The sequence below is a fragment of the Kitasatospora sp. NPDC054768 genome, assembly GCF_053612025.1.
The window spans coordinates 10,150-36,318 of the sequence record NZ_JBSHBN010000062.1; the positions used below are offsets into that span (position 1 = coordinate 10,150).

The 26,169-nt window shown below is 72.4% G+C and carries 20 protein-coding genes; 15 read left to right on the forward strand and 5 right to left on the reverse strand.

Features of this window, described 5'->3' with window-relative positions:
* Positions 1–14: 14 nt before the first annotated feature.
* From ACWGKU_RS19980 to ACWGKU_RS19990, 3 genes are all read right to left on the reverse strand, one after another.
* Positions 15–3,161 (reverse strand): amino acid adenylation domain-containing protein, encoded by a 3,147-nt coding sequence (locus tag ACWGKU_RS19980; protein WP_452179116.1) that lies wholly within the window; start codon positions 3,159–3,161, stop codon positions 15–17.
* Positions 3,158–7,072 carry a non-ribosomal peptide synthetase gene (locus ACWGKU_RS19985; RefSeq protein ID WP_452191502.1) on the reverse strand — a complete coding sequence of 1,305 codons (3,915 nt, stop codon included), beginning with the start codon at positions 7,070–7,072 and terminating at the stop codon, positions 3,158–3,160. Before ACWGKU_RS19985 ends, ACWGKU_RS19980 begins: the two co-directional genes overlap by 4 nt.
* Positions 7,073–7,227: 155 nt before the next feature.
* The gene (locus ACWGKU_RS19990) at positions 7,228–9,036 is read right to left on the reverse strand and encodes a condensation domain-containing protein (protein ID WP_452179118.1); all 1,809 of its coding nucleotides are present in this window, start codon (positions 9,034–9,036) and stop codon (positions 7,228–7,230) included.
* A 437-nt stretch (positions 9,037–9,473) separates the two neighbouring features.
* On the opposite strand from ACWGKU_RS19990, the gene ACWGKU_RS19995 reads away from it, so the two are divergent.
* From ACWGKU_RS19995 to ACWGKU_RS20050, 12 genes are all read left to right on the forward strand, one after another.
* Positions 9,474–11,006 carry an AMP-binding protein gene (locus tag ACWGKU_RS19995; protein WP_452179119.1) on the forward strand — a complete coding sequence of 511 codons (1,533 nt, stop codon included), beginning with the start codon at positions 9,474–9,476 and terminating at the stop codon, positions 11,004–11,006.
* The gene (locus ACWGKU_RS20000; protein ID WP_359908886.1) at positions 11,003–11,266 is read left to right on the forward strand and encodes an acyl carrier protein; all 264 of its coding nucleotides are present in this window, start codon (positions 11,003–11,005) and stop codon (positions 11,264–11,266) included. Before ACWGKU_RS19995 ends, ACWGKU_RS20000 begins: the two co-directional genes overlap by 4 nt.
* Before the next feature lie 2 nt (positions 11,267–11,268).
* Positions 11,269–12,324 (forward strand): anthranilate phosphoribosyltransferase, encoded by a 1,056-nt coding sequence (locus ACWGKU_RS20005; protein ID WP_452179120.1) that lies wholly within the window; start codon positions 11,269–11,271, stop codon positions 12,322–12,324.
* Positions 12,321–13,124 carry a tryptophan synthase subunit alpha gene (trpA, locus tag ACWGKU_RS20010; RefSeq protein WP_401047662.1) on the forward strand — a complete coding sequence of 268 codons (804 nt, stop codon included), beginning with the start codon at positions 12,321–12,323 and terminating at the stop codon, positions 13,122–13,124. The genes ACWGKU_RS20005 and trpA overlap by 4 nt, the downstream gene beginning before the upstream one ends.
* A 12-nt stretch (positions 13,125–13,136) precedes the next feature.
* Entirely contained in the window at positions 13,137–13,511 is a 375-nt protein-coding gene (locus ACWGKU_RS20015; RefSeq protein ID WP_380550362.1) for an ectoine synthase, read from the forward strand.
* 30 nt (positions 13,512–13,541) lie between these two features.
* Positions 13,542–14,681, forward strand: coding sequence for an acyl-CoA dehydrogenase family protein (locus ACWGKU_RS20020; protein ID WP_452179121.1), 1,140 nt, complete (start codon positions 13,542–13,544; stop codon positions 14,679–14,681).
* A gap of 6 nt (positions 14,682–14,687) precedes the next feature.
* On the forward strand, positions 14,688–15,371 hold the full coding sequence (locus tag ACWGKU_RS20025) for a phosphoribosylanthranilate isomerase (protein ID WP_452179122.1): 684 nt from the start codon (positions 14,688–14,690) through the stop codon (positions 15,369–15,371).
* Complete coding sequence (locus ACWGKU_RS20030; RefSeq protein WP_452179123.1) at positions 15,368–16,138, forward strand: indole-3-glycerol-phosphate synthase; 771 nt, start codon at positions 15,368–15,370, stop codon at positions 16,136–16,138. Before ACWGKU_RS20025 ends, ACWGKU_RS20030 begins: the two co-directional genes overlap by 4 nt.
* A 4-nt stretch (positions 16,139–16,142) precedes the next feature.
* Positions 16,143–16,358 carry an MbtH family protein gene (locus ACWGKU_RS20035; protein ID WP_401051022.1) on the forward strand — a complete coding sequence of 72 codons (216 nt, stop codon included), beginning with the start codon at positions 16,143–16,145 and terminating at the stop codon, positions 16,356–16,358.
* Entirely contained in the window at positions 16,355–17,506 is a 1,152-nt protein-coding gene (locus tag ACWGKU_RS20040) for a Glu/Leu/Phe/Val dehydrogenase dimerization domain-containing protein (protein ID WP_452179124.1), read from the forward strand. The genes ACWGKU_RS20035 and ACWGKU_RS20040 overlap by 4 nt, the downstream gene beginning before the upstream one ends.
* A 291-nt stretch (positions 17,507–17,797) precedes the next feature.
* The gene (locus tag ACWGKU_RS20045) at positions 17,798–18,649 is read left to right on the forward strand and encodes an aldo/keto reductase (RefSeq protein WP_452179125.1); all 852 of its coding nucleotides are present in this window, start codon (positions 17,798–17,800) and stop codon (positions 18,647–18,649) included.
* Between the two features lie 565 nt (positions 18,650–19,214).
* On the forward strand, positions 19,215–21,065 hold the full coding sequence (locus ACWGKU_RS20050) for an APC family permease (protein WP_452179132.1): 1,851 nt from the start codon (positions 19,215–19,217) through the stop codon (positions 21,063–21,065).
* A 118-nt stretch (positions 21,066–21,183) separates the two neighbouring features.
* Here ACWGKU_RS20050 and ACWGKU_RS20055 read toward each other — a convergent pair whose 3' ends face one another.
* Entirely contained in the window at positions 21,184–21,546 is a 363-nt protein-coding gene (locus tag ACWGKU_RS20055) for a hypothetical protein (RefSeq protein ID WP_359908853.1), read from the reverse strand.
* 460 nt (positions 21,547–22,006) lie between these two features.
* On the opposite strand from ACWGKU_RS20055, the gene ACWGKU_RS20060 reads away from it, so the two are divergent.
* The 3 genes from ACWGKU_RS20060 (at position 22,007) to ACWGKU_RS20070 (ending at position 25,631) form a co-directional block, all read left to right on the forward strand.
* On the forward strand, positions 22,007–22,210 hold the full coding sequence (locus ACWGKU_RS20060) for a cold-shock protein (protein WP_045694210.1): 204 nt from the start codon (positions 22,007–22,009) through the stop codon (positions 22,208–22,210).
* Positions 22,211–22,581: 371 nt separating this feature from the next.
* Complete coding sequence (locus tag ACWGKU_RS20065; protein ID WP_452179126.1) at positions 22,582–24,114, forward strand: DEAD/DEAH box helicase; 1,533 nt, start codon at positions 22,582–22,584, stop codon at positions 24,112–24,114.
* A gap of 689 nt (positions 24,115–24,803) precedes the next feature.
* Positions 24,804–25,631: a lipase family protein gene (locus ACWGKU_RS20070; RefSeq protein WP_452179127.1), complete on the forward strand. Its 828-nt coding sequence runs from the start codon at positions 24,804–24,806 to the stop codon at positions 25,629–25,631.
* A gap of 164 nt (positions 25,632–25,795) precedes the next feature.
* Here ACWGKU_RS20070 and ACWGKU_RS20075 read toward each other — a convergent pair whose 3' ends face one another.
* On the reverse strand, positions 25,796–26,137 hold the full coding sequence (locus tag ACWGKU_RS20075; protein ID WP_452179128.1) for a hypothetical protein: 342 nt from the start codon (positions 26,135–26,137) through the stop codon (positions 25,796–25,798).
* Positions 26,138–26,169: the final 32 nt, after the last annotated feature.

The window sequence follows — 26,169 nt, forward strand, 5'->3', positions numbered from 1 at the left end:
AGCTGTCAGAGTCGTCAGAGTCGTGTACGTGGTGAGAGGTCCGGTACGGCCGCGGCGTCCGGGGCGTCGTCGAGCGCGTCGACCAGGCGCGCCGGCGTGGGCGCCTGGAACAGGGCGCCGAGGGTGAGTTCGCGGCCGAACCTCACCCGCACCCGGTTGACCAGCCTGGTCGCGAGCAGGGAATTGCCGCCCAGCGCGAAGAAACCGTCGTCGACGCCCACCGTGGGCCGGCCGAGCACCTCGGCGAACAGCGCGCACATCGTCCGCTCCGCCGGGGTGCGCGGCCCGGGGCCGGACGGCGCCGGTGCGGGGTCCGGGACGGGCAGCGCGGCCCGGTCGATCTTCCCTCTGGGGGTCAGGGGGAAGGCGTCGAGCGTGACGATCACCGAGGGCACCATGTAGTCCGGCAGCACCGCCGAGGCGTGCTCCCGCACCGACGCCGGGTCGAGCGCCGGGTCCCCGGCCGGGACGACGTAGCCGATCAGGCGTCGGCCGGGCGGGGCACCCGGGCCGGCGACCACGGTCGCCTGGGCGACGGCGGGGTGCCCGGCCAGCACCGCCTCGATCTCGCCCAGTTCGATGCGGAAGCCGTGGAGCTTGACCTGCTCGTCCGCGCGGCCGAGGAACTCCAGCTCCCCCTCCGCGTTCCAGCGGACCACGTCGCCCGTGCGGTACATCCGCTCCCCCGGTTCGCCGAACGGGCACGGCAGGAACTGGCCGGCCGTCCGGCGGGGGTCGTTCAGGTACCCGCGCGCCACGCCCGCACCGGCGACGTGCAGCATGCCGGCCACCCCCGGCGGCACCGGCGACAGCGCCTCGTCCAGGACGTACACCCGCCTGTTGTCCATCGGCCGGCCGAGGGGGACGACGTCGGGAACCGCCTCACCGGGGCGGAGCACCCGGCGTGTGGTGAACGTGGCGGCTTCGGTCGGGCCGTACCCGGCGACCACCACGGAGTCCGGACACCGTGCCAGGACGCGCCGTACCGCGTCGGCCGGCACGATGTCACCGCCGGTCCACACCTGGCCGACCCCGGCCAGCGTGCCGGGCGACTCCTCGGCGAACACCCGGAACAGCCCGGCCGTCAACCACAGCGCACCGACCCGGTGGTCGACGATCAGCCGGTGGAGGTCGGAGAGCGCCAGCTCCCCGGGCGGGGCCACGACCACCCGGCCCCCGTTGAGCAGCGGTACCCACCACTCGAAGGTGGAGGCGTCGAAGGCGTGCGGGGAGTGCGCGAGCACGCGCGGGCCGTCCTGTTCGCGCCAACAGCCTTGTGCGGTCAGGCTGATGACGTTGCGGTGGCTCAGGGCCACGCCCTTCGGCGTGCCCGTGGACCCCGAGGTGTACAGCACGCACGCCAGGTGGTCCGGGCGCAGCGGCACGACGGGATCGGTGGCCGGCTCGTCGGCGAGGCCGGGGTCGGCGTCGACGACGACATCCGGTGTGCCGTGGGACAGTTCGTGCTCCCGGGTGGCCCGGTGGGTGAGCAGCACCGACGCCCCGGTGTCGTCCAGGACGCGCCGCAGGCGGGCCGTCGGGGCCCGGGTGTCCAGCGGCACGTAGGCGCCGCCGGCCTTGCCGATCGCCAGGACCGCCACCACCACGTCGGCGGAGCGTTCCATGAGCACGGCCACCGTGGTGTCGCAGCGGACACCCAGGGCGATGAGCCGGTGGGCCAGCCGGTTGGCGCGGGCGTTCAACTCCGCGTAGGACAGGGTGGTTTGCCCTGACACCACGGCGGGCGCATCGGGCCTGCGCGCGGCCTCGGCCGCGAAGGCCAGCGGCACCGTCGGGTGCGGCAGCGGCCGCGCGGTGCGGTTGCCGGCCACGACGGTCCGGTGCCGTTCCGCTTCGGTGAGGAGGTCGGGCCGGCCGATCGGCCGGTCCGGGTCGGCGGCCACCGCGTTCAGGAACCGGAGGAACCGCTGCTGGTGGGCGGCGAGTTCGGCCTCGGAGTAGAGCGCGGGGTTCGCGTCGACGTCGAGCCGGGGCTCGGTGCCGTCGGAGCGGTCGTAGACGGAGAACGAGAGGTCCTCGACCGGCCCGTTGGACAGGTTGTGCACGGTGGCCCGGACCCCCGCGAAGTCCAGGTGGTAGTAGAAGGACATGATGTTGACGACGGGCCCGAACAGGACCCGCTCCGAGCGTGCCGGATCCAGCTCCCGGCGCAGGTCCTCGCTGCGGTGGCGCTGGTGCGGGCGCAGGGCGGCGACCTCCTCGGCCACCTGTCGCGCGAGGGCGGACAGACCCTGTTCGGGGTGCACGCTCAGCCGCAGCGGCACCACGTTCGCCACCATGCCGGGGACGGCCGGCGCGGAGGAGCCGGTGCGCCCGGTCACCGGCATGCTGAGCACGATGTCCCGTTCGCCGCTGAGGCGGTGGAGGTACGCGGCGACCGTCGCGGTGAAGGCGGTGGGCCAGCTCGCCCCGGCGGGTCGCGCGGCCCGCCGCAGCGCGGCCAGGGTGGGCGCGTCGAGGCTGCCGGTACGGCGCAGGAAGCCGTCCGAGGCGGCCGCCGAACGGCTGGCGAGGCTGACCGGATCCGGTCGGCCGGCCAGCCGGGCCGCCCAGAACGCCCGGTCCTGTTCGGGCTGTTCCGACGCGTGGTGGGCGGCGTCGTGCGCCAGCAGGAGGCTCAGCGGCCCGAAGGCCGGTCCTGTCCCGCCCCTGCCCTCGACCAGTCCGGTGTAGGTCCTGGCGACGCGGCGCGCGATGAGCGACATGCTGAAGCCGTCGACCACGATGTGGTGGACGCGCTGGTACCAGAGGAAGCGGTCCGGCGCGACGGTGAACAGGGCCTGGCGGAACAGCGGGTCCCGGGTGAGCCCGACCGGTGTGGACAGGTCGGCGCGCATCCAGCGCTCGGCCGCCCGCAGCGGATCCGGTGCCGACGTGAGGTCGACGTGGTGCATCGTCCAGTCGGGCGCCGGAGTGACGACCTGCCGGGGGCCGTCGGCGCCGTCGGTGAGGCGGACCCGCAGTGACTCGGTCTCGTCCACCACGCGCCGCACGGCCGTCTCGAACATCTCCGGGTCGATAGGCCCGGGGATGTCCACGTACTCGCCGGTGTTGTAGGCGGGGCTGCCGGGGCGCAGGTGGTGGGCGAACCAGATGCCGGACTGCGCCGACGACAGCGGCAACTCGTGTCCGTCGCTCATCCGAGTTCCTCCAGGACGGCCGACAGCGCGTCGGCGAAGGGCGCGACATGGGGCGGCGAGAGCATGTCGTGGTGGTTGCCGGGTACCTCGACCACGCTCAACGCCCCCCGGGTGCGTTCCCGCCACCGGGCGGGGACCACGACCGGGCCGGTCAGCGAGGGGTGGGCCTCGGCGCTCGTGAACAGGTGGATCGGTGTCCGCAGCCGTGCCGTCGACCGGTAGCGTCGGGCGGCGTCGCCGTTGGTGGTGAAGACCCGCACCATGCGGCGCAGTTGCTCGGTGCGCCCCCGCCGGGGAAGGCGCTCACGGGCGTCGGCGTCGTGGAGCAGCAGCGAGAGGGCGTCCTGCTCGTCGAGTTCGTGGAGGTCCCCGACCGACCCGTCGGCGGCTCCAGCGGTGGACGCGGGCGCTCCGACGTCGATGATCCCGAGGAATCCCGGGGGGTTCCCCTGTTCCTCCAGCAGGCGGGCCATCTCGAAGGCGACCAGCCCGCCGAAGGACCAGCCGGCCAGCAGGTACGGGCCGTCGGGCAGGACGGACCGCAGCTCCCGCAGGTAGCGCTGCGCCTGCTCCTCCACGGTGGCCAGGGGCGGCTCGTCGGTGTTGTAGCCGACGGCCTCCAGGCCGTGGACGGGCCGGCCGCCCGCAGGGGATTCGGCGAGGCGCCCGGTGAGCTGTCCGGCCAGGTGGAGGAAGGAGCACACGTCGCCGCTCTGCGGGTGCACCAGGATCAGCGGCGCCCGGCGGCGGTCACCTTCGGCCAGCGGGACGACGAGCCGGCGCAGGGCCCGCGACGCGTGGGGCAGTTCCGCGCACAGGCCCTCGACGGTGGGATGGCGGAACACCGTGTTCAGCGGCACGGTGACCCCCCACTCCCGCCGGATCGCCTCCACCAGCTCGACCGCCCTGAGGGAGTGCCCGCCCAGCGCGAAGAAGTCGTCCCGGACGCCGACCCGCGGGGTGCCCAGCACACGCTCCCAGATCCCGGTCATCAGGAGTTCCGGCAGGTCCCGCGGCGGTAGCGCGCCCGCCTCGTGGCCGTGGCGGGCGGGCGCGGGCAGGGCCCCGCGGTCCACCTTGCCGTTGGTGGTCAACGGGATCCGGTCGAGTGCGGTCAGCGTCGTCGGCACCATGAACTCGGGCAGGGTCTCGCGCAGGGAGCGCCGCAGGTCCCCCAGGTCACCGGGCCGGTCCTGCCACACCAGGTAGCCGGCCAGTTCGGCGTCCGTCCCGCCGCCGCGCACCGTCACCGCGGCCCTGGCGACACCGGGCTGCGCGCACAGCGCGGCCTCGATCTCGCCCAGCTCGATCCGGTATCCCCGGATCTTCACCTGCTCGTCGGTGCGGCCGAGGAAGACGAGGCTGCCGTCCGGCAGGTACCGCGCCAGGTCGCCGGTCCGGTACAGCCGGCCGCCGGCCGCACCGAAGGGATCCGGCACGAAGCGCTCGGCGGTCAGCCCCGGCCGGTTGGCGTACCCGCGGGTGACGCCGACCCCACCGATGTGGATCTCCCCCGGTACGCCGACGGGCACCGGGGCGCCCGCCGGGTCCAGCAGGTGGATCCGGAGGTTGCCGAGCGGCCGGCCGATCGGCACGGACCCGCCCGGCCGGGCCAGGTCCCGTTCGGCGTCCACGCGCCGGGTGACACAGCCGACGGACGCCTCGGTGGGACCGTAGCCGTTCCACAGCGTGGAGACCCGGTCGAGGAGCCGCCGGGCCAGGGCGGGCTGGAGCGGTTCGCCCACGCAGATCGCCTGGAACCGGCCGCCCTGCCATCCGCCGTCCAGCAGCAGGAGCCAGGTGGCGGGTGTGGCCATGAGCGTGGTGACGCCGAACTCGCGCATCATCTCCGTCAGGCGCGGGCCGTCGACCGCGACCTCCGACGGGGCGATCACCACGCTCGCGCCCCAGGCCAGGGGCATGAGCACCTGGGGGACGATGACGTCGAAGGAGATCGAGGCCACCGAGGCGACGACGTCGTCCCCGCCGAGGTCCAGCTGCCGGCCGCGGACCACCAGGTAGTTGACCACGCCCTCGTGCGGGACCAGCACGGCCTTGGGGCGGCCGGTCGAACCGGAGGTGTAGATCGAGTACGCCAGGTTGGCGGGCGTCGCGAGCGGTGGCAGCGGGTCCTCCGGCTGGGCCGCGATGACCCGGGCCTCGGTGTCCATCCGCACCGTGGCGGCGCCGTGGCTCGGGAGCCGGTCGGCCAGGGAGTCCTGGGTGAGCAGCAGCGGCACGTCGGCGTCGGCGAGCATGAACGACATGCGCCGTGCCGGGAGGTCCGGGTCCAGCGGCAGGTAGGCGGCGCCCGACTTGAGGACGGCCAGCAGGGCCACGACCAGGTCCGCCGAGCGCGGCAGGCAGACCCCGACCAGGCGTTCCGGCCGGGCTCCCCGGGCTCGCAGGTGCCGGGCCAACCGGTTGGCCCGGCGGTCGAGTTCCCGGTAGGTCAGCCGCTCGGCGCCGCAGCGGACCGCCACCGCGTCGGGGGTCCGCCGGGCCCGCTCCTCGACCAGCTCGTGCACGCAGAGGTCCGCGGGAAAGGGTTCGTCGGTGGCGTTGGCGGCCACCAGCAGCGCCTCGCGTTCGGCCTCGGTGAGCAGCTCCAGGCGCGAGACGGGACGGTCGGGATCGCCGGACGCGGCGTCCAGCAGCCGGAGGTAGTGGCCGACCAGGCGCTCCACGCTCGCGCGGTCGAACAGATCGGTGTCGAAGGCCACCGTCCCGGTCGTCCCGCCCGGGCCGGCCGGCCCGTCGGCGATCACCAGGCTGAGGTCGACCTTGGCCGTGCCGTTGTCGACCTCGATCCGTTCGACCTCCGTCCCCACCAGCCGGAGGGAGGCGGTCGGGTCGGACAGGCCGGCGAACATCACCTGGAACAGCGGGTTGCGGTCGAGACCGCGGGCCGGCCGCAGCTCCTGCACCAGCCGTTCGAACGGCACGTCCTGGTGCGCGTAGGCGTCCGCGGCGGTCCGGCGGACCCGATCGAGCAGCTCGGCGAAGCTCGGGTCGCCCGCGAGGTCGGTGCGGATGACCACGGTGTTGATGAACGAGCCCACCAGCGGGTCGAGTTCCGGACGGGTGCGGCCCGCGACCGGGGTGCCGACCGCCACGTCCGACTGCCCGCTGTAGCGGGCGAGCAGGACCTGGAACGCGGCGAGCAGCGTCATGAACATCGTCGCGCCGTGCCGCCGGCCCAGCAGCCGCAACCGCCCGGCCAGTTCCTCGGGCACGGTGAAGGTGATCCGCTCGCCCCGGCCCGCGCGGACCGGTCCGCGCGGGCGGTCGGTGGGCAGGTCCAGCGGCGACAGCCCGGACAGCTGTGCGCTCCAGTAGTCCAGTTGGCGCTGCAGGCGTTCGCCGGAGAGGCGGGCCCGCTGCCAGTGGGCGAAGTCCGCGTACTGGATCCGCAAGGGCGGCAGCTCGTGCTCGCGGCCTTCCAGCCGGCTCCGGTACATCGCCGACAGGTCGTCCCACAGCAGCGGCATCGACCAGCCGTCGACCGCGATGTGGTGGACGACCACCACCAGGACGTGTTCGTCCTCGTCGACCCGCAGCAGTGCCGCGCGCAGCAGCGGGGCGGTGGCCAGGTCGAACGGGCGCAGGATCTCGGCGTGGACGAGATCGAGGACCAGCTGCGTCCGGCGGTCCGCGGGCTCGGCCCGGAGGTCCGTGACGGGCAGGTCGAGCGGCCGGGCCGGCTCGACCGAGGGGACGGGGCGCCCGTCCTGCTCGGGGAAGGCGGTGCGCAGGACTTCGTGGCGCCGCACCAGCTCGGTGAGGCTGTGGCCGAGGGCGGCCACGTCCAGCGGGCCGTGCAGCCGGAAGACCTCGTGGACGTTGTACATCGCGGGGCCGTTGGACAGCCGCTCGATCAGCCACATGCGTTCCTGGGTGAACGAGGTCACCTGCGCGCCCACCGGGCGGCGTGGGACCGCGTCCCCCGGCTCGCCCTCGGCGGCCCTGCTCCGGGCCGCGCGGACGCGTTGGTCCAGCAGGGCCCGGGTCGTGGCCGGCGTGGAGCCGGTCGGTCGGCCGGGCTCGGATCGACTGTGCGGTGCCTTCACGGGTGACGGGCCTTTCCGGCGGGGAGCGGTTCGGCTTCGGCGGTAAGTGGTGCGGCTTCGGCGGTAAGTGGTGCGGCTTCGGCGGTAAGTGGTGCGGCTTCGGCGGGGCGCGGTTCCGCTTCGGCGGCGCCGAGGTCCGCCAGCAACGCCGCGTCGACGGCGTCGGCGAGTTCGGCGACGGTCGGGTGGAAGAACAGCAGGGTGACCGGCAGTTCGAGGTCGAGTGCCCGGCCCAGTCGGGACATGATCTTCGACGCGAGGAGCGAATGGCCGCCCAGCTCGAAGAAGTCGCCGTGCACGTCGTCCGGGGCGGCACCGAGCACCTCGGCCCAGGTCTCCAGCACGAGAAGCTCGGTCTCGGTCGCGGTCCTCGCGACGGGAGCGCCGGCCCGGTCGGCATCGGACTGCGGGGCCGCGGGCGGCACGGCGGGAGTGGCGGGGGCGGAACGGCTCGCACGGAGGCCGGGAGGGGTCTCCCACGCCGATATCGGCCGTTCGGGACTGCCGACGAGCTGGTCGAGCAGCGCCTCGAAACCCTCGGAGAGTCGCCGCACCGTGTCGCGGTCGAAGAGGTCGGTGGCGTAGCGGATGACACCGGTGATGCGGTCTCCGCGGTCCGTCAGGGAGACCTCGATGTCGAACTTCGCCACCTCGTTCGGTATCCGATGGTCGCTCACCTCGATCCCCGGGAGGCCGGACGGGAGCGCCGGCGGATCCTCCAGCTGGAACATGACGGTGAACAGGGGGTGCTGGCCGAGATCGCGTTCGGGCCGCAGCTCCTGCACCAGCCGTTCGAAGGGGACGTCCTGGTGGGCGTAGGCCTCCACCGCGCACCGCCGCACCCGGGCGAGCACGTCGGTGAAGCCGGGGTCGCCGGACAGGTCGGTGCGCAGGACGAGCGTGTTGACGAAGAAGCCGATCAGCGGCTCCAGCTCGATCCGGGTCCGTCCGGAGATCGGCGTCCCCACCGTCACGTCGGCCTGTCCCGTGCAGCGCGCGAGCAGGACCTGGAAGGCGGCCAGCAGCGTCATGAACGGCGTGACCTCGTGGGCGCGCCCCAGTGCGCGGATGCGGTCGGCGAGTTCGGTGGGGATCTCGATCTCGACCTGGTCGCCCCGGCCCGACCACACCGCGGGGCGGGCCCGGTCCGTCGGGAGCACCGACGGGCTCAGGTCGGCCAAGTGCTCGCACCAGTAGGCGAGTTGGTCCTTCAGCGCCGTTCCGTCCTGGTGGCCCCGTTGCCAGTCCGCGAAATCGGCGTACTGGACGGGAAGGTCCGCCAGGGCGATCGGCCGGCCTTCGACGGCGGCACCGTATCCGGCGGAGATCTCCTGCCACAGCACCGACAACGACCAGCCGTCACAGGCGATGTGGTGGATCACCAGGAGCAGCAGATGGTCGTCCGGGGCGGTGCGGATCAGCCGGGCCCGCAGCATCGGAGCGGTCCCGAGGTCGAACGGGGTCGCCGGATCGGCGGCCACCAGCTCCCGGACCCGCTGCCGGGCCTGCTCCGCCGGGGCGTGCGTCAGATCGGTGATCGTCGGCACGAAGGTCTCGACCGGGTCCGTGACGTGGCGCGGGCCGTCGTCGGTGTCGACGATCCTGCCGCGCAACACCTCGTGGCGCCGCACGACTTCGGTCAGCGCCCGGACGAGCGCGCCCTGGTCCAGCCGGCCGCGCAGGCGAACCGCGGTCGGGACGTTGTGGTCCGGCCGGCCCGGCCGCAGCCGGTCGAGGAACCACAGCCGTTGCTGGGCGAAGGACAACAGGGTCGGAGCGTGCGCGCGCCGATCGGAGCCAGGCATGACGGATCCACCTTTCACGGCGATCGGGAACGCTCGAACGCCCCGGAAATCCCCTCGCCGATTCGCTACATCGCGATCAGTACGGCGGATAGTAGGCAGCTCCCGTCTCACTCCGCAAGACAGGAAACGGGGTTGCAGGCATCAAGACAATCTTTACGCCAGTCCACCGGATTCCTTATGTAGATCGAACACGCTCGACGGCTAGCATCGGCGCGACCGGCCGCGAAACCGTCTCTGACGTGCCGTCATGACTCCGGTCGACCAACCCACTTCCGTGGGCGGGCGCCACGTGATAATTCTTCCTTCACCAGGTGGACGGCCGGGTGAGCCCCTTTCGTGCCGACCCCCTCATTGTTCCGAATGAGATCGGTGAACCCGTTGCATGAACTCATCCGTTGAATATGAACCCACTTCGTTTGCATGAACTCGGAGAAGGCATGACGCAGCAGCAGAGCCTGGTGGGTTCATTCGTCTCGCACGCCACCGGCCACCCCGGTGATCCGGCGTTGGTGTGGCGCGGAGAAGAGACGACCTACGGTGAACTCCACCGACTGGCAGAGCGGGAGCGCGTCCGGATCGGCCGGCTCGCCCCGGACGAGAACGAGCCGATCGGCATCCCGGCCGCCAAGTCGCCCTCGACGATCGCCCTGGTGCTCGCCTGCCTGCTCGAAGGGCGGCGCTTTCTGCTGCTGCCGGCACCCACGCCGGAGGGGGGAACGTCCCACGCGCTGGTGGAGCGGGCCGGAATCCGGCACGTCCTGACGCCGGACAGCGCCCCGGCGCCCGGACCGGGCACCGTGGACCGGCCTGCGGAACCGAGGGCGCCGCGCGATACGGAGCCCGCCGACATCTCCTTCATGTTCACCACCTCCGGTTCCACCGGGCGGCCGAAGATCGTGCCGCTGAGTACGGGGGCGGTGGACCGCTTCACCACCTGGGCCGGCGAGCGGTTCGGCATCCGTCGGGGGACCACGGTCCTCAACTACGCCCCGCTCACCTTCGACCTGTGCCTGCTGGACATCTGGACCACGCTCAAGTACGGCGGCCGCGTCGTCCTGGTCGATCCGGCCCGGGCCACCCACCCGGGCCACCTGCTGGACCTCGTCTCCCGCCACCAGGTCCAACTCGTCCAGGCGGTACCGATGTTCTACCGGCTGCTGGTCGACGCGGCCGCGGCGAGCGGCCGGCGGCTCGACACGGTCGAGCACGTCGTCTTCACCGGTGACAGCCTGCCCGCCCGCTGCCTGGCCGAACTGCCGCGTCTGTTCACCGGCGCGCGGCTCTACAACGTCTACGGCTGCACCGAGACCAACGACAGCTTCCTGCACGAGGTCGACGGCACCGAGCCGGCGGACGGCCCGGTGCCGATCGGGCGCCCGCTGCCCGGCGTCCACGCGGTGATCGTCGATGCCGACGGCGGGATCGTGACCGGGCCGGGAACCGGCGAGCTCCATGTCGCGACGCCGTTCCAGACCGCCGGCTACCTGGACCGGGACCAGAACGCCGACCGGTTCGCGACCCACCGCCACGCAGGGGAGACACGGCGCTACTTCCGCAGCGGCGACCTCGTGCGGCGCGAGCGGGACGGCCGCATCACCCTGGAAGGCCGGAACGACCACCAGGTCAAGGTCCGCGGCGTGCGGGTCAACACCCATGAGGTCGAACAGGTGCTGCTCGACCATCCCGACGTGGTCGAAGCGGCCGTGCTGGCCGTGCCCGACCCGGTGGCCGGCCGCCTGCTGCGGAGCGTGGTCCGTCGCGCCCCGGACAGTCGGCTGAACTCGCTGGCACTGCGCCGGCACTGCGCACAACGGCTTCCGCTCACCGCGGTCCCCTCGACCCTGCTGATCGTGGACGACCCGCTGCCCAGGACGTCCACCGGAAAGATCGACCGCACGCCCATCGAGCGCACCTGCTCCCCGTCCCAACTCCAGTCCCAGTCCCAGTCCAGCGAAGGAACGGCCACGTGAAGCACGCCGCGACAGTCACCCGGTTCATCATCGAGGAGTTCCTGCCGGACGTCGGCGCGCACGAGCTGGACTCCGACTACGACCTCGTGGACGGCGGGGTCATCGACAGCCTCGGCCTGCTCAAGACGATCGCCTGGCTGGAGGACCGCTTCGACCTGCGCGTCGAGGAGTTCGACCTCGACCCGGACAGCTTCCGCTCCGTCGCCTCGATCAGCAGGTTCATCGAGGAGGCCCAGCCGCACCGGACGGACTCCCACTAGTCATGCACGAGGTATTGCGAGCGCTGATCGATCGGGACCGCACCGTCGACCAGGAGCTGTGGGGGTCCTTCTGGGACCAGCTGCGCGACGGCGCGCTGCGGTCCGGCGAGACGGTGGCGCTGCTGTCCTCGCTGTCCACCCGGATGCCCGATCGGGACACGCTGGTCGCGATGCTCCGCTCGCTGGACGAGCGGCGGCCGGCCGTCCCCGCGCGGCTGGACGGCGCGGCCAACATCGTCGGCACCGGAGGCGGGCCGGCCACGTTCAACATCTCCACCGCGGCGGCGTTCGTCGCCGCGGCCCTGGGCGTGCGCATCGTCAAGACGGGGTCCCGCGCCTATACGAGCAGCTGTGGCTCCCACGATCTGCTCGACCGTCTCGGCATCGGAAGGACCACCTCGTACGAGCAGACCGAGGACCTGCTGGAACGCTCCGGGATCGCGTTTCCGGGGAACTTCGTCTATCCGCGGGAGGTCGCGCTGCTGGCCCGGAGCATCGTGCCGATGGACCTGCGGATGATCGGCGGATTCATCAACTCCGTCGGCCCCTTCCTGGCCGCGGTGCCGGTCTCCGCCCAGCTCGTCGGCGTCTCGGACCGTTCGCTGGTGCCGACTCTGGGCGATGTCGCCGCCACCGTCGCCGGCCGGAGGATCTGGCTGTGCTCCAACGAGCTGGGCATCGACGAGCTCGTCAGTTCCGTCGACAACGTCGTCCTCACCAATGACGGCACCGACGGCATCCGGCTGCCGGCCGAGGCTCCGGGGACCGGGACCGGGACCGGGACCGACGCGATCGCCGGACTGCGGCCGGCCGGAAGGGGCGAGGACGTGGTCGACCACTTCCTCGGCGTGCTCTCCGGGGAGGGGACGGGTCTCGCGACGCGGACCGTCCGCCTGAACGCCGCCGCGCTGGCCGTCGCGAGCGGGCTGATCGAGGGGTGGCCGGAGGCGATCGGGGCGGCCGATGACGCCCTGCGCGGCGGCGCCGCCCGCGAGCTCGTCGAGCGCCTCCGTGCCCGACCGGCGCGCCGCACGGCGGCCACGGCGCGTGCGCGGTGAGCGGGTTCTTCGCACACCGGCCGCCGGACCGGCCCGGCCTGGCGATGTTCCTCAACGCCGGAGACCCGCCGCTGCCCGTACTGGCCGACGTCATGCGGATGCTCGACGACTGCCGGGTGGACTGCCTGGAGCTGGCGGTGCCCTTTCCCCACTCGGTCACCGACGGGCCCGTCATCCGCCGATCGGCGCAGCGGGCCCTGGCCGACGGCGGCGGACTCGACGAGGTGCTCGACTTCCTCGGCGGGATCCTGCCCCGGCTGCGCCACCTGCGGGTGGCCCTGCTGGCCGACTGGAGCCACACGGTCAGGGACCTGACCGTGCCCGGCTTCGTGCGGCGGGTCGCCGACTCGGGCGTCCACGGGCTGCTGGTCCACGGCCTGCCACCGCGGCTACGGGCCGGCTGCCTCGAAGCGGTGCGGGAGGCGGGGCTGCCCATGGTCGCCACCTGCTACGCCGCGTCGACGGCCGAGGTGAAGGCCGCGGCCGCCGAGTGCGCCACCGCGTACCTGTACCTGGTGGCCCACTACGGCCGCAGCGGCGGCAGGCTCACGGCCGACCGCCGGGAGCTGGCCGCCGCGCTGACCGAACTGCGGACGGCGACCGCCGTGCCGATCGCCGTCGGTTTCGGCGTCCGCTCCGGGGCGGACATCGCCCTGCTGCACGACCTCGGCGCCGACGCCGCGGTCGTGGGCAGCGCCGGGGTCGCCCGGATCGAACAGGCCCTCGCCGAAGGGGCCGACGTGGTCGAGGAGTTCCACACCTTCGTGCACACCCTTTCGCCGTGTTCAGCCAACCACTAGGAGGCACACCCGATGATCGTCCGACGCCTTGACGAAGCGAAGACCGTGGACTGGGGCAACGGGCTCAGCCGCAGGTTCCTTCTCGAATCCGACGGCCTGGGCTACACGATGACGGACACCACCGTCCGCGCCGGCACCAAGTCGAGGCTGGAGTACCGCCGCCACCTGGAGGCCTGCTACTGCATCGAGGGAACGGGCGAGGTCGTGGACGCCGACGGCACGTCCCACCCGATCGAGCCGGGCACGCTGTACGCGCTCGACCGGCACGACGCCCACTTCCTGATCGCGAGCCAGGACGAGGACCTCCGCCTGGTCTGCGTGTTCTCGCCCGCGCTGCGCGGCGACGAACGCCACAACCTGGACTCAGCCGATTTCTCCGAGTACTAACAGGACCGACAGGACTGACGGGACCGACAGATGATCAGGTGGAACGCCGACCAGATCGCCCTGGGCGAGGGGATCGCCCAGTGGTGCGAGGAACTCAGCTCGGGCCATCTCGAAGGGGATGCCGAAGGCGCCTTCCCGTGGGACAAGTGGAAGCTGATCCGGAGGTCCGGAATCCTCGGCCTGCCGTTCGACGAGCGGTGGGGCGGGCTGGGCCAGGATCTGCTCACCACCATGCACGTGCTCGAACAGCTCGGGACCGGATGCCGTGACGGCGGACTGAACTTCTCGGTCGCCACCCACCTGGTCGGCGCCGGGGTCCCGCTGCAACGGTTCGGCTCACCGGAGCTCAAGGCGCGTTACCTGCCGGGGATCTGCTCGGGAGAGACGATCGGGGCGCACGCGATCAGCGAGACCGAGAGCGGCTCCGACGCGCTGGCGATGAGGACCACGGCCGCCCGCGAGGACGACGGCTTCGTGCTGCGGGGCGGCAAGTCCTTCATCACCAACGGCCCGGTGGCCGACGTGTTCGTGGTCTACGCGCGCACCCACCCGAACGGCGGCCCGCTCGGCATCACCGCCTTCGTCGTGGAGCGGGACACCCCGGGGCTCGTCGTCGGGCCACCCGTCGCCACCATGGGGCTGCGGACCGCTCCGCTGGGTGAACTGCACTTCGACGACTGCAGGGTCCCGGCGTCCGCCGTGATCGGCCGGGTCGGATCCGGGTTCCTGGTCCTGGACCACGTGATGAAGTGGGAGATCCTCTGCTCCTTCGTCATCAACACCGGGCAGATGCGGTACCGGCTCGACCGCTGCGTCGAGTACGCCAAGGAGCGCGTCCAGTTCGGCCATCCGATCGGGTCGTACCAGTCGATCTCCCACAAGCTCGTGGACATGGGCATCGGCCTGGACACCGCACGGAAATGGCTCTACGACACGGCGGTTCGGCTGACGGAGGGCGAGAACGTCACGAGGGACATCGCCGTCAGCAAGCTCGTCGCCAGCGAGAGCAACCTCTCCTCCGCACTGGCCGCCGTGCAGATCTTCGGCGGCAGCGGGTACCTGGCCGAGTACGGGCTGGAGAAGGACGTGCGCGACGCGGTCGCCGGCCCGATCTACTCGGGCACCTCGGAGATCCAACGCAACCGCGTCGCCGCCATGTTGGGGCTGTGACGCCTGATGCTGGTCAAGATCTGCGGAGCCGCCTCGGCCGGGGACGTGGCCTCGCTCGACAGGGCCGGAGCCGACCTGGTCGGCCTGTGGCACGGCGTACCGGGGGGTCGCACGAATCTGACGCTCCGTCAACTAACTTCGCTGGCCGATTCCGTGCACCGAACGGCGCGACTGCGTCCGGTCCTCGTGACCTTCCTGAACGACGCCGGGGCGCTGCGTGCGGCGACGGACGCGGCCCGGGTGCCGTGGGTCCAACTGCACGGCTACCAGCCGCCGGGCCTGGTCCGCGCCCTGAAGAGCACCACGGACCTCACCGTGGTCAAGGTGCTGCACCTCGGTACCGACACCCGCGCGGAGCGGTCCCTGATCGCGGCGTACGAGCGGGCGGGAACGGACCTCTTCCTGCTGGACGCGGTGGCCGGGGACGGCCGGATCGGCAGTACCGGGCAACCGGCGGACCGCGCGGCCGTCCTCGGGATCGCGGACCGCCTCTCACGCCCCTTCCTGCTGGCCGGCGGCATCACGGCCGGCAACCAGGAGGACTACCGGGGGGTGGTCGACCACCCCCTGTTCCTGGGCATCGACGTGGACACGGCGGCCAGGGACCCCGACGGACGGCTGAGCAGCGACCGGGTCACGGCCCTGCGGCGCGGCTGGCGAGCGACGGACGGCAGCGGGGTGCCAGGATGACGGCCGAGTTCATCGAGGCGCTGCTGGACGCCCGCCGACCGGTGATCATGGAGCTCAAGCGGCAGGACTCCGCAGGAAACGACCTGTTCGGTGACAGGTCGGCCGCCCGCCTGGTCTCCGACTACCGGGACGTCGGCGCACCCTGCCTGTCCGTGGTGACCGGGCGGTGGTTCGGCGGCACCCCGGACCTGCTGCGCGAGGTCGTGGAGGCGACGGACCTGCCCGTGCTGCAGAAGGACTTCATCACCCGCCGGAGCCAACTGCACCAGGCCCGCGAGAGCGGCGCGTCCGCGGTCCTGCTCACCGCCGCGCTGCTGCCCCGCGCCACCCTGGGCCACCTGGTCGACCTCGGCCTGCGCCTGGGCCTGACGCCGTTCGTCGAGGTCACCACCGAGGAGGAGATCAGCCGCGTGCCACGCGCCGAGGACTGCGTGGTCGCGGTGAACAACAAGGACATCGCCACCCGCGAACGCGGCGCGGGCGACCTCGGGCGGAGCTCCTCGCTCCTGCCCGCGGTGCTGAACAGCGGCACCCGGTGCCCGGTGAGTGCCGGGGCCATCCGCTGCCCCGACGACGCCGCCCGCCTGCTCGGGGAGGGCTTCGCCGGTGTGCTCGTCGGGACGGGCCTCCTGCGCACCGTCAGCCTGCCGGGATGGCTGGACGGCCTCGACGCCCGCCTCGGCACCCGTCCCGACGCCGGCCCCGAACCGGCTCCACCCGTCCGCCGCCCGGCGGACCCCCCACCCATCAGCGACATCCGGAGGTAACGCCATGACCAGCGCGGCAACCGAGCAGTGGAAGGTCGTCGTCAACGACGAGGAGCAGTACTCGATCTGGTCCGCCGACCGCGAGTCGCCGGCGGGCTGGCACGAGGTCGGCGTACAGGGCGCGAAGGACGAATGCCTCGCGCACATCGACCGCGTGTGGACCGACATGCGCCCCCGCAGCCTGCGCCTGCGGTCCGTCCCGGAGGACGGTGCGCAGTGAACCCGGCGCTCGCACCGCACGGTGCGCGCGGGGCGACCGGGCCCGTGCTCTCCACCGCCCTGGACCTACCGGAGTGCCGGGCCCGGGGCTGGGTCGTCGTCGACTCCATGGTCGACGGCCTCGCCATGGGCGGCACCAGGATGACCCGGACGGTGACCGAGCAGGAGCTGACCGGGCTCGCCAGGGCGATGACCCACAAGCTGGCGCTGGTCGGCCTGCCCATCGGTGGCGCCAAGGCCGGCATCGCCCCCGACCCGGGCGCTGGCGTCGAACGGGAGGCGGTGATGCGGGAGTTCGGCCGCGCCGCGGCCCCGCTGCTGCACGGCGGGGTGTACCTGGGGTGCGACCAGGGCACCACCTACGCCGACCGGCGGCTGGCCTTCGAGGCCGCCGGGTACGACGTCACCCGCCTCCCCGGCACCACCCGCCTCACCGTCGGCTGGGCCGAACTGTGGGACCACATGGCCGACATCACCGGGTTCGGCGTGGCCGTCGCGGTACTCGGCGCTCTACGGGCCTCCGGCGCGCGGCCACCGCAGCGCATCGCGATCCAGGGCTTCGGCACCGTCGGGCGCGCGGTGGCCGGTCACCTGGCCGCCCACGGCCACCGGGTGGTGGCCGTGGCCGACGTCCGGGGCACCGTCGAGGACCAGCGCGGACTGCCCGTCGCCGAACTCGCCTCGCTCACCAGCAGCGACGGCACGATCGACCGGAACCGGCTGCCCGACCGGGCCACGGTCCACGGCCCCGGGCAGGCGTGGCTGCACGTCGACGCCGACGTGCTGGTGCTGGCGGCCTCCGCCTCCGCGGTCGACGAGGAGGCGGTGCCCGCGGTCCGGGCCCGCCTGGTGGTCGAGGGCGGGAACCTGAGCTGCACCGCGCCGGCCCGCCGGCTGCTGCGCGAGGCCGGTCACACCGTCCTGCCGGACGTGGTCGTCAACGTCGGCGGCGCGGCGGCGACCGGCTGCGTACTCACCGGGCTGGCCCCGTCCGACCTGCCGCTCCCCCAGCTGTCCGCGTGGCTGCGCGAGTGGATCGCCGCCAGGATCGCCAGGAACTGCGAGCTGGTGCAGGAGCTGAGCGCCACGGGCAGCGCCGATCCGGTCGCACAGCTCCTCGGTTCGCGCGCCGCCCCGGCCGAGGGGTGATCCGGTGACCTTGTCGGGCAGTCCCTGCCCGACACCGTCCGTGGTGACCGTTCCCGTGCTCGCTCCGCCTCCGTCGGCGTGGAAACGACGCGCGGGCGCGCTTCGCACGAGTCATGGATAGAGTGCGAACCACCATGGCGCGGCACCGACGTGCGCGGACCCTGGGACGGCCACCCGGGCGGAGCAGCAGGCCGCCGGACGGCGCTCCACCGGCGTCCTGGCGGCGATCACCGAAGCCACCGGCCGACCTACCACCGCCCCCTTTCCATCCGGTCCTCTCCAGGAGCCCCCGTGCAGCACGTCACCCTGAACAACGGCGTCCGGATGCCGATCCTCGGCTTCGGCGTCTACCAGATCCCGGCGGACCGGACCGAGCAGGCCGTCACCGAGGCCCTCGCCGCCGGCTACCGCCTGCTGGACACCGCCGCCGCCTACGGCAACGAGGAAGCCGTCGGCCACGCGATCAAGAACAGCGGAATCCCCCGCCAGGAGCTGTTCGTCACCACCAAGCTCTGGGTCCAGGACGCCCCCGCCGAGGCCAACACCCGCCGCGCCTTCGAGACGTCCCTGGCCAGGCTCGGCCTGGACCACGTCGACCTGTACCTGATGCACCAGCCCTACGGCGACGTGTACGGCCAGTGGCGCGCCATGGAGGCCGTCAACCGCGAGGGCCTGGCCAAAGCGATCGGCGTCGCCAACTTCCACCCCGACCGACTCCTCGACCTGGTCCTCAACAACGAGATCACCCCGGCGGTCGACCAGATCGAGACCCACCCCTTCTTCCAGCGCGCCGCCGACCACGCCCTCATGCGCGAGCACGGCGTCCGGCACCAGGCCTGGGGAGGCTTCGCCGAAGGCAGGAACGACCTGTTCACCAACCCCGTCCTCGCCGGGATCGGCGAGGCGCACGGCAAGTCCGTGGCGCAGGTCGTGCTCCGCTGGCTGATCCAGCGCGACATCGTCACCATTCCCAAGTCGGTCAACCCCGACCGGATGGCGCAGAACATCGACGTCTTCGACTTCGCACTCACCGACGACCAGATGTCCGCCGTCGCCGCCCTCGACACCGGCACGACGCTGTTCTTCGACCACCGGGACCCCGAGATGGTCGCCTGGCTCAGCCGGCGCCGCCTGGACAGCTGAGCACCGCGGCGCCCGTCCGCCGCGCGCCGAACCGGTTCTCGCTCTTCTTCGAGGACCGGCTCAGCATCCCATGACCGCAGGGACGTGCACGAAGCCCCTTGCACGCCCTGCCGAGCGTGTGGCGGCTTGAGGTGTGCCTTGCGCCGGGCCGGGGGCGCCGTGCGTAACACTGTGTCCCGTGTCAAGTACAAGCCGTGGCGACAGTGGCAGTGCCCAGGAAGGCGGGGCGCCGAGCCCCGACGCCCCGCTGTCGGCGCTGGACGCGGAGCAGCTCGGGGTGTTGAGCCGGGTGGGACTTGAATGGGGCCGGGTTTCCGGGGATCCGCAGGCCTGGCGGCGTGCGCTGCCGGTGGATCCGGATCTCGGTCGCTATCCCGCTCCTTCGGAGGTCCTGCCGGTCCGCTTCGGTCGTTTCGTGCGGGTCGCCGCGATTGGCGGGCAACCGCCGGCGGTCGAGGCGACCGGCGAGGGCCTGTGGACTTCCCGGCTCGGCCGGGTCGGTTCCAGGGTGCGGCACGTGGTGCTCGGGGCTCCGCTGCGGAGTACCGCGATCGCGCACGAGCGGATGCGCAAGCTTGTGGCGTTGCCGGTGCTCTCCGCCGACGCGCTCTCCTCGGTCGCGTACGGGCCCGAGGCGATGCTGACCGTCCTCGTCCTCGCCGGTGGCGCCGGGTTGCGGTACTCGGTGCCGATCGCCGTGACGATCGTGTTCCTGATGCTTGCGGTCGGGGTGTCCTACCGTCAGACGATCCGCGCCTATCCGCACGGCGGTGGTTCGTACATCGTGGCCACCGCCAACCTGGGCCGCGTTCCGGGGCTGGCGGCGGCTGCCGGTCTGATGACCGACTACATCCTCACGGTCGCGGTCTCGATCGCCTCCGGGATGGCGGCGGTCACCTCGGCGCTCCCGTCGCTCGAACCCGACATTGTGCCGATCGGCGTCGTCGTGATCGCCGTGCTGCTCGCGGGGAACCTTCGCGGCGTGCGGCAGGCGGGTGCGCTGTTCGCCGCACCGACGTACGCCTTCGTCCTCGCGGTCCTCGTACTCGTCGTCGTGGGTCTGTCCGATGCGGCCGACCGCGGTTTCCACCCGACGGCGACACCACCGTTGACCGCGACCGAGGGCGTCGGCCTGCTCCTGGTCCTGCGGGCCTTCGCCTCCGGCTCGACGGCGATGACCGGTATCGAGGCGATCTCCAACGCGGTACCCGCCTTCCAGCCGACCGAGTGGCGCAATGCCCGCACGACACTGACCTGGATGGTCGGCCTGCTCGTCGCGCTGTTCGCGAGCACGATCGCCCTGGTCCACCTCGACGGCATCGTCCCGAACTCACAGGAGACGGTCCTGTCGCAGCTCGCCCATCGCACCTTCGGGTCGAGCTTCCTGTACGTCTTCACCCAGGCCGCCACCGCCGCGATCCTGCTCCTCGCCGCCAACACCGCCTACAACGACTTCCCCCGCGTCCTGTACCTGTTGGCCCGCGACCACCAGGCACCACGGATCTTCCTGCGACTGGGCGACCGCCTGGCGTTCAGCAACGGGATCATCCTGCTCTCCGCCGCGGCGGCGGCGATCTACGCGGCGTTCGGCGGCAGGACCGGCCCGCTGATCCCGCTCTACGCCGTGGGTGTCTTCCTGGCCTTCACGCTGTCACAGGCAGGCATGGTCGTGCACTGGTGGCGGCTGCGCGACCGCCACTGGCGCAAGAGCCTGGCCTTCAACGCCACCGGCGCCCTGCTCTCAGCGGTCGTCTTCGTCACCGCCGGCATCACCAAGTTCACCGAGGGCGCCTGGTTCGCCGTGCTCACGGTGGGACTGTTCATCCTGGTGACGACAAGGATCCGGCACCACTACGACACGGTCCGTGCAGCAGTCGCCTTGCACCCCCACACCGTCGAAGTCCCCAGCCGTACCATCACGCCGCCGGGCCCGGGGGCCGGCATGCCACGAGCCGCCCGGCCCCCGGCGGCGGTCGAGGCCGGGGCGGAAGCGGAGAGCGAGGAGACCCCCGAGGAGATCCACCCGCTGTCGATCGTGCCGGTCGCCACACTGGACCAGGCCGGCATGCGAGCCCTCGCCTACGCCGCCTCGCTCCAGCAGCCCGTCCTCGCGATCCACATCAGCTCCAGCGCGGACGAGGCCCAACGCTTCCGCGAGTACTGGAACCTGTGGGGCGACCACCTACCGCTGAAGATCGTCCTCTCCCCCTACCGCGCGATCGTCGCACCGCTGATCGACTACATCGAGTCGCTGCACCACCAGCGCCCGGACCTCACCCTGACCGTCATCCTCCCGGAGATCGTCGTGCGGCACTGGCGCCACCGCCCCCTGCACAACCGACTCGCCGCTCGGCTGCGGCGGGCACTGCGCCCCCTGCCGAAGGTCGTCGTCACGACCGTCCCGTTCCACGTCTAGCAAGCGGCGGCACCGTGGCCGGACCGCCCGCCACCCCGGCGCAGTGCCGGGGCGGCGGGCACGGAGGCATGTGGGCGTAGGAGGCAAAGCCCTGCGACCACTCGGCCTGCCGGGGCTGTCAGGTGTCGGAATAGCTGAGGTCCCCGATCGTCCAACTGCTGATGTCCTCGATGGCGATGCGGTACATGCCGCCGGTGTGGGGCAGCGCGAAGTCGCCCTGCAGGATCTTCGCCCGGTGGAGGTGGAGGTGGGTGGGCCGTGCGGGCGGACCGTCCGCGGGCGGGGCGAAGAGGGCGGCGAACGGCTTCAGGTGATCCGAGGCCTGGAGGACCTCCGCCACCCGTTCCCACCACAGGGCCACCGGTGCGAGTCTGCCGGTGATCACCGCGCCGGGGACCACCACGGTCAAGGCCATCTGGTTGCTGTGCTCGGACTCCACCATCGCGGCGATGTCGACGAGCAGCCCATCAGGGTTCGACATGGTTCCCAGGGTAGGGCACGGCCCGGTCCCCGTACGTGTCGCGGGTGAAGCGGTCGCCGACGGGGACGTGTCCCGTTCGGAGTGCGCCAGGGCGCAGGGGTGCGCGGTCGGACACGGCGCGCCCAGAGGATTCACCCCGGTGGGAGGCGCCGCCACGGACCGTGCTCGTCATGCCAACCATCTTGCCCTCAAAGCCTGTTGGGTCCCTGCCTCGCTCGGGACCGGCGGCCCCGGACGAGGCTGCCCCGAAACCGGAGGTGAAATATCCGCCCGTTGCCCGCCCGGGCCTGCTAGAGTCGTTTCAGTTGCAGTAGTGGTTCCCATGAACTTTGTGTGCGCCTGCTGATGTATTACGCAGGCGCATTTTTGTTTCCCGGCTCTTCCCCGGGTGGGTGCTCATCGCGGCGACTCGGAGCTCGCGCTGTGCGTGCTTCGGCAAGCCCCTTGAAGGAGATTTTTAATGGCTAATGGCACCGTGAAGTGGTTCAACTCGGAAAAGGGCTTCGGCTTCATCGAGCAGGAGGGTGGCGGCCCGGACGTGTTCGCCCACTACTCGAACATCAACGCCAACGGCTTCCGTGAGCTGCTCGAGGGCCAGAAGGTGGAGTTCGACGTCACTCAGGGCCAGAAGGGCCCGCAGGCCGAGAACATTCGCCCGCTGTAATTCTTCTGCCACGGCACCCGCCAAGCAGCGAGGGGCCCGCACCGCGTACACAATGCCCGGTGCGGGCCCCTCGGCGTTGCCCCGGGCGCGCCCCCGGCCATCGGGCCCCCTGACAAGCACCGCCACCGGCGGTCGCCCCCACGCGAGACGCACAGCGCCGCGTCCGAATCACCCCCCTGCCGTGACATCTCAATTCGAGGTCCTCGCTCCCGCCCATGCCGGTGGGCGCCGACCGCAGGTGGCGTGCCGCACGGTTGCCCCGTCCACGCCCCACCCGTCACAGCTCTCGGCCCGTTCCCTTGCGGTCTCCGTCGGCGCACCGCGCCCCGGAGCCTTCCCCGTGACGTGCCGCCCCGAGGAAGGTCTCCCGCATGAACCGCTCCACTCGCTCCTCGTACCAGAACGCCAACTCCCGTTCCAGCCGCGCCCACGGAACCCGCGCCGGTGGCAGCTCCTTCTACGGAGACCGGCCCTCCGGCGGCCGTACCGTCCGCCAGGGCTCCTCCGCCCAGCACGAGTTCGCGATGCCGGTGAGCACCACCCCGGCACTCCCGGCCGTCGAGGCGTTCGCCGAACTGGACATGCCCAAGGCCCTGCTCTCCACGCTGACCCGGCAGGGCGTCACCGCGCCGTTCCCGATCCAGGCCGCGACGCTCCCGAACTCGCTGGCCGGACGCGACGTCCTGGGCCGGGGCCGCACCGGCTCCGGCAAGACCATCGCGTTCGGCCTCGCCGTGCTGGCCCGCACCGCCGGCCGGAAGGCCGACCCCCGCCAGCCGCTGGCCCTGGTGCTGGTCCCCACCCGCGAGCTCGCCCAGCAGGTCACCGACGCCCTCACCCCCTTCGCGCACGCGGTACGGCTGCGGATGACGACCGTGGTGGGCGGGACGTCGATCGGCCGCCAGGCCCAGGCGCTGAACCGCGGGGCGGAGGTCGTGGTGGCCACGCCCGGCCGGCTCAAGGACCTGATCCAGCGCGGCGACTGCCGGCTGGACCGGGTCGACATCACGGTGCTCGACGAGGCCGACCAGATGGCCGACCTGGGTTTCCTGCCCCAGGTCACCGAACTCCTCGAACAGGTCGCCGAAGGCGGCCAGACCCTGCTGTTCTCCGCCACGCTGGACCGCAACGTCGACCGCCTGGTGCGGCGCTTCCTGAAGGACCCGGTCACCCACTCCGTGGACCCGTCCGCGGCGACGGTCAGCACCATGGAGCACCACGTGCTGCAGGTGCAGAACTACGACAAGAACGCCACGATCGCCCACATCGCCTCGCGTGACGGCAGGGTGATCATGTTCACCGACACCAAGCACGGCGCGGACGGCCTGGTCGAGAACCTGCTCGCGAACGGGGTCAAGGCCGCCGCCCTGCACGGCGGCAAGTCCCAGCCCCAGCGCACCCGCACCCTGGAACAGTTCCGCACCGGCCAGGTCACCGCGCTGATCGCCACCAACGTCGCCGCCCGCGGCATCCACGTCGACGGCCTCGACCTCGTCGTCAACCTCGACCCGCCGGGCGACCACAAGGACTACCTGCACCGCGGCGGCCGCACCGCCCGGGCCGGCGAGTCCGGCACCGTCGTCACCCTCGTCCTGCCCAACCAGCGCCGCGCGATGGCCCGCATGATGACCACCGCCGGCATCACCCCCGTCACCACCAGGGTCACCGCCGGTGACGAGGAGCTCGTCCGCATCACCGGCGCCCGGGTGCCCACCGGCGTGCCCGTCGTGATCCCCGACCCCGTCGTCGAGCGGCCGCGCCGCAGCACGTCCACCAGCCGGGGCCGCCGCGGCCGCGGCGGCCCCGCCACCACCGGCGGCAACACCCGGGCCACCTCCGGCCGCGACAACCAGGGCTCCTCCGACCGACGCCGGGCACCCCGGCGCGCCGCCCTCTCCGCGTAGCGCCCCTCCCCCGACGGGCCGGCTCACCGGACCGACCGGGCCTCCTCTCCCTGACACCCGACGGCCGCGGCCGGTCCGGCTACTCGCGTGACCACTCGGTCTCGGCCTGGGGCTCGCCGACCGTATGCCGGCCCTCCCAGACCCGGAGCCTGATCGCCCGGGGGCCGGGCGCGGGCCTGGAGAGGGTACGGACGAACACGTCCCGCAGATGATTGGCCGCCTGCTGGGGCGGCCCTTCGTATTCCACGGGGTCCGGCATGGGAGCACCGTCCTGCCGGGACCAGCGGCCGCCGTCGTCCTGCGTCTCAAGAATCCACCGGTAGTACCGCATCCTGATCCTGGCCTTCCGCGACGACGGGCCCGTGTCAGAACACGACCGTAGGGGCCCGGCAGTCCTCCGGCGACCGGAGGACTGCCACCGGCACCGCAAGTACCGGCCGGTGGTCGCACCGGGTCACCCTTCCGGCAGGCCCGGCAGGGTGACGACGGCACCCGCCGGAGGGAGAGAGGCCGGCCACCTGATCCCCGACCCGCCGAGCGACGGCGATCGGGTCCTCACAAGCCCCGACGGCTCCGGTTTCCGCAGCGATCGCGTCCGTCCGGGTGACCTTGAGTGCCGCCGGCTCCTCTTCGTTCGCACACAGCACTACGGTGCTGGACGACCCGCCGGCGCATTTCGGAGGACACCGATGGCCATCCCCGCCCTGGACCACTCGACGACCCGCTACTCCCTCCCCCACGCCTACTGGATGGCGCGGGCCGCCGGACTGGCCGTGCTGGACCGCGCCGGCATCGAGGACCGGGCCCACGCCTGGGGTTTCGACGAAGTACGCCACTTCGAGTCGACACACCGGATGCCGTTCCCGATCGAGGACACCCAGGCCTACACCATGGCCAGCGACCGCATGATCGTCACCGGCTTCCGGGGCACCGAGGTCCTGAAGATCTACGACTGGCTCACCGACGTCGACACCCCGCCCGTCCCCGGGCCGGCGAACAAGGGCTTCGTCCACTACGGCTTCCACCAGGCCCTGCAGTCCGTCTACCCCCAGATCCGCGACACCGTCCAGGAACTGCGCAGCGACGGGCAGAGCGTCTGGTTCACCGGCCACAGCCTCGGCGGCGCCCTCGCCATGCTGGCCGGCGCCCGCTGGTACTTCGAGGAGCCCCGCCGACTCCCCGACGGCGTCTACACCTTCGGCCAGCCCCGCACCTGCGAACGCCTCCTCGCCGGCGCCCACAACGCGGCCTTCAGAGACCGCTGCTACCGCTTCGTCAACAACAACGACATCGTTCCGCGGCTCCCGCCCGAGCCCGCCTACACCCACGTCGACGCGCTCCGCTACTTCGACGCCGACGGAGAGCTCCACGAGGCCATGCCGCTCATCGCCGGCCTGCAGGACCGGGTGAAGGGCTACCGCCAGGACATGTTCGCCCCCGAGACCGACGCGATCAAGGACCACCACCTGCCCAACTACCTCGCCGCGTTCGAGAAGAACCTCGCCGGAGCCGGCTGAGCCCGTGCCGGAGCAGCGAAGGGACGACGGGTCCACGGCCTCGGCGGTCGCGCGGTCCTGGGGGTGCATCACCGCACCCGGGACGGAGGTCGCGGCCGAGATCCTGGAGCGGATCGGGCTCCCGCCCGCCGGGGAGAGTGGATCGCACGGGGCATCCGCCTCGATCACGCGCTCGGCGGCGGACGACGACGCGCCGCGGAGCCGGGCGTGGAAGCCGGCGCGGTACGGGTGGCGGCCGACGCGCTCGACGCCGCCGGCCACCGCCCCTTCGAGGTCGTGAGCCGCCCGGGCCGTCCCCCGACCGGCGACCTGTGGGCGCACCGGACCAGTCGCTCGACCGGCACCGTCGCCCTCACCATCGGCTCGCACGACAGCGCCACGTGGACGTGCAGGTCGACGAAGCCGGGGACGACGGTGGACCCGGTCAGGTCGAGGTCGCCGTCGACGACGCCGCCGGGCAGGACCAGGCGGGCGCCGGCCAGGGTGATGCGGTTCGTGACGGTCATGGGTGGGTCCTGGATGCCGTTCGCGGGGAGGG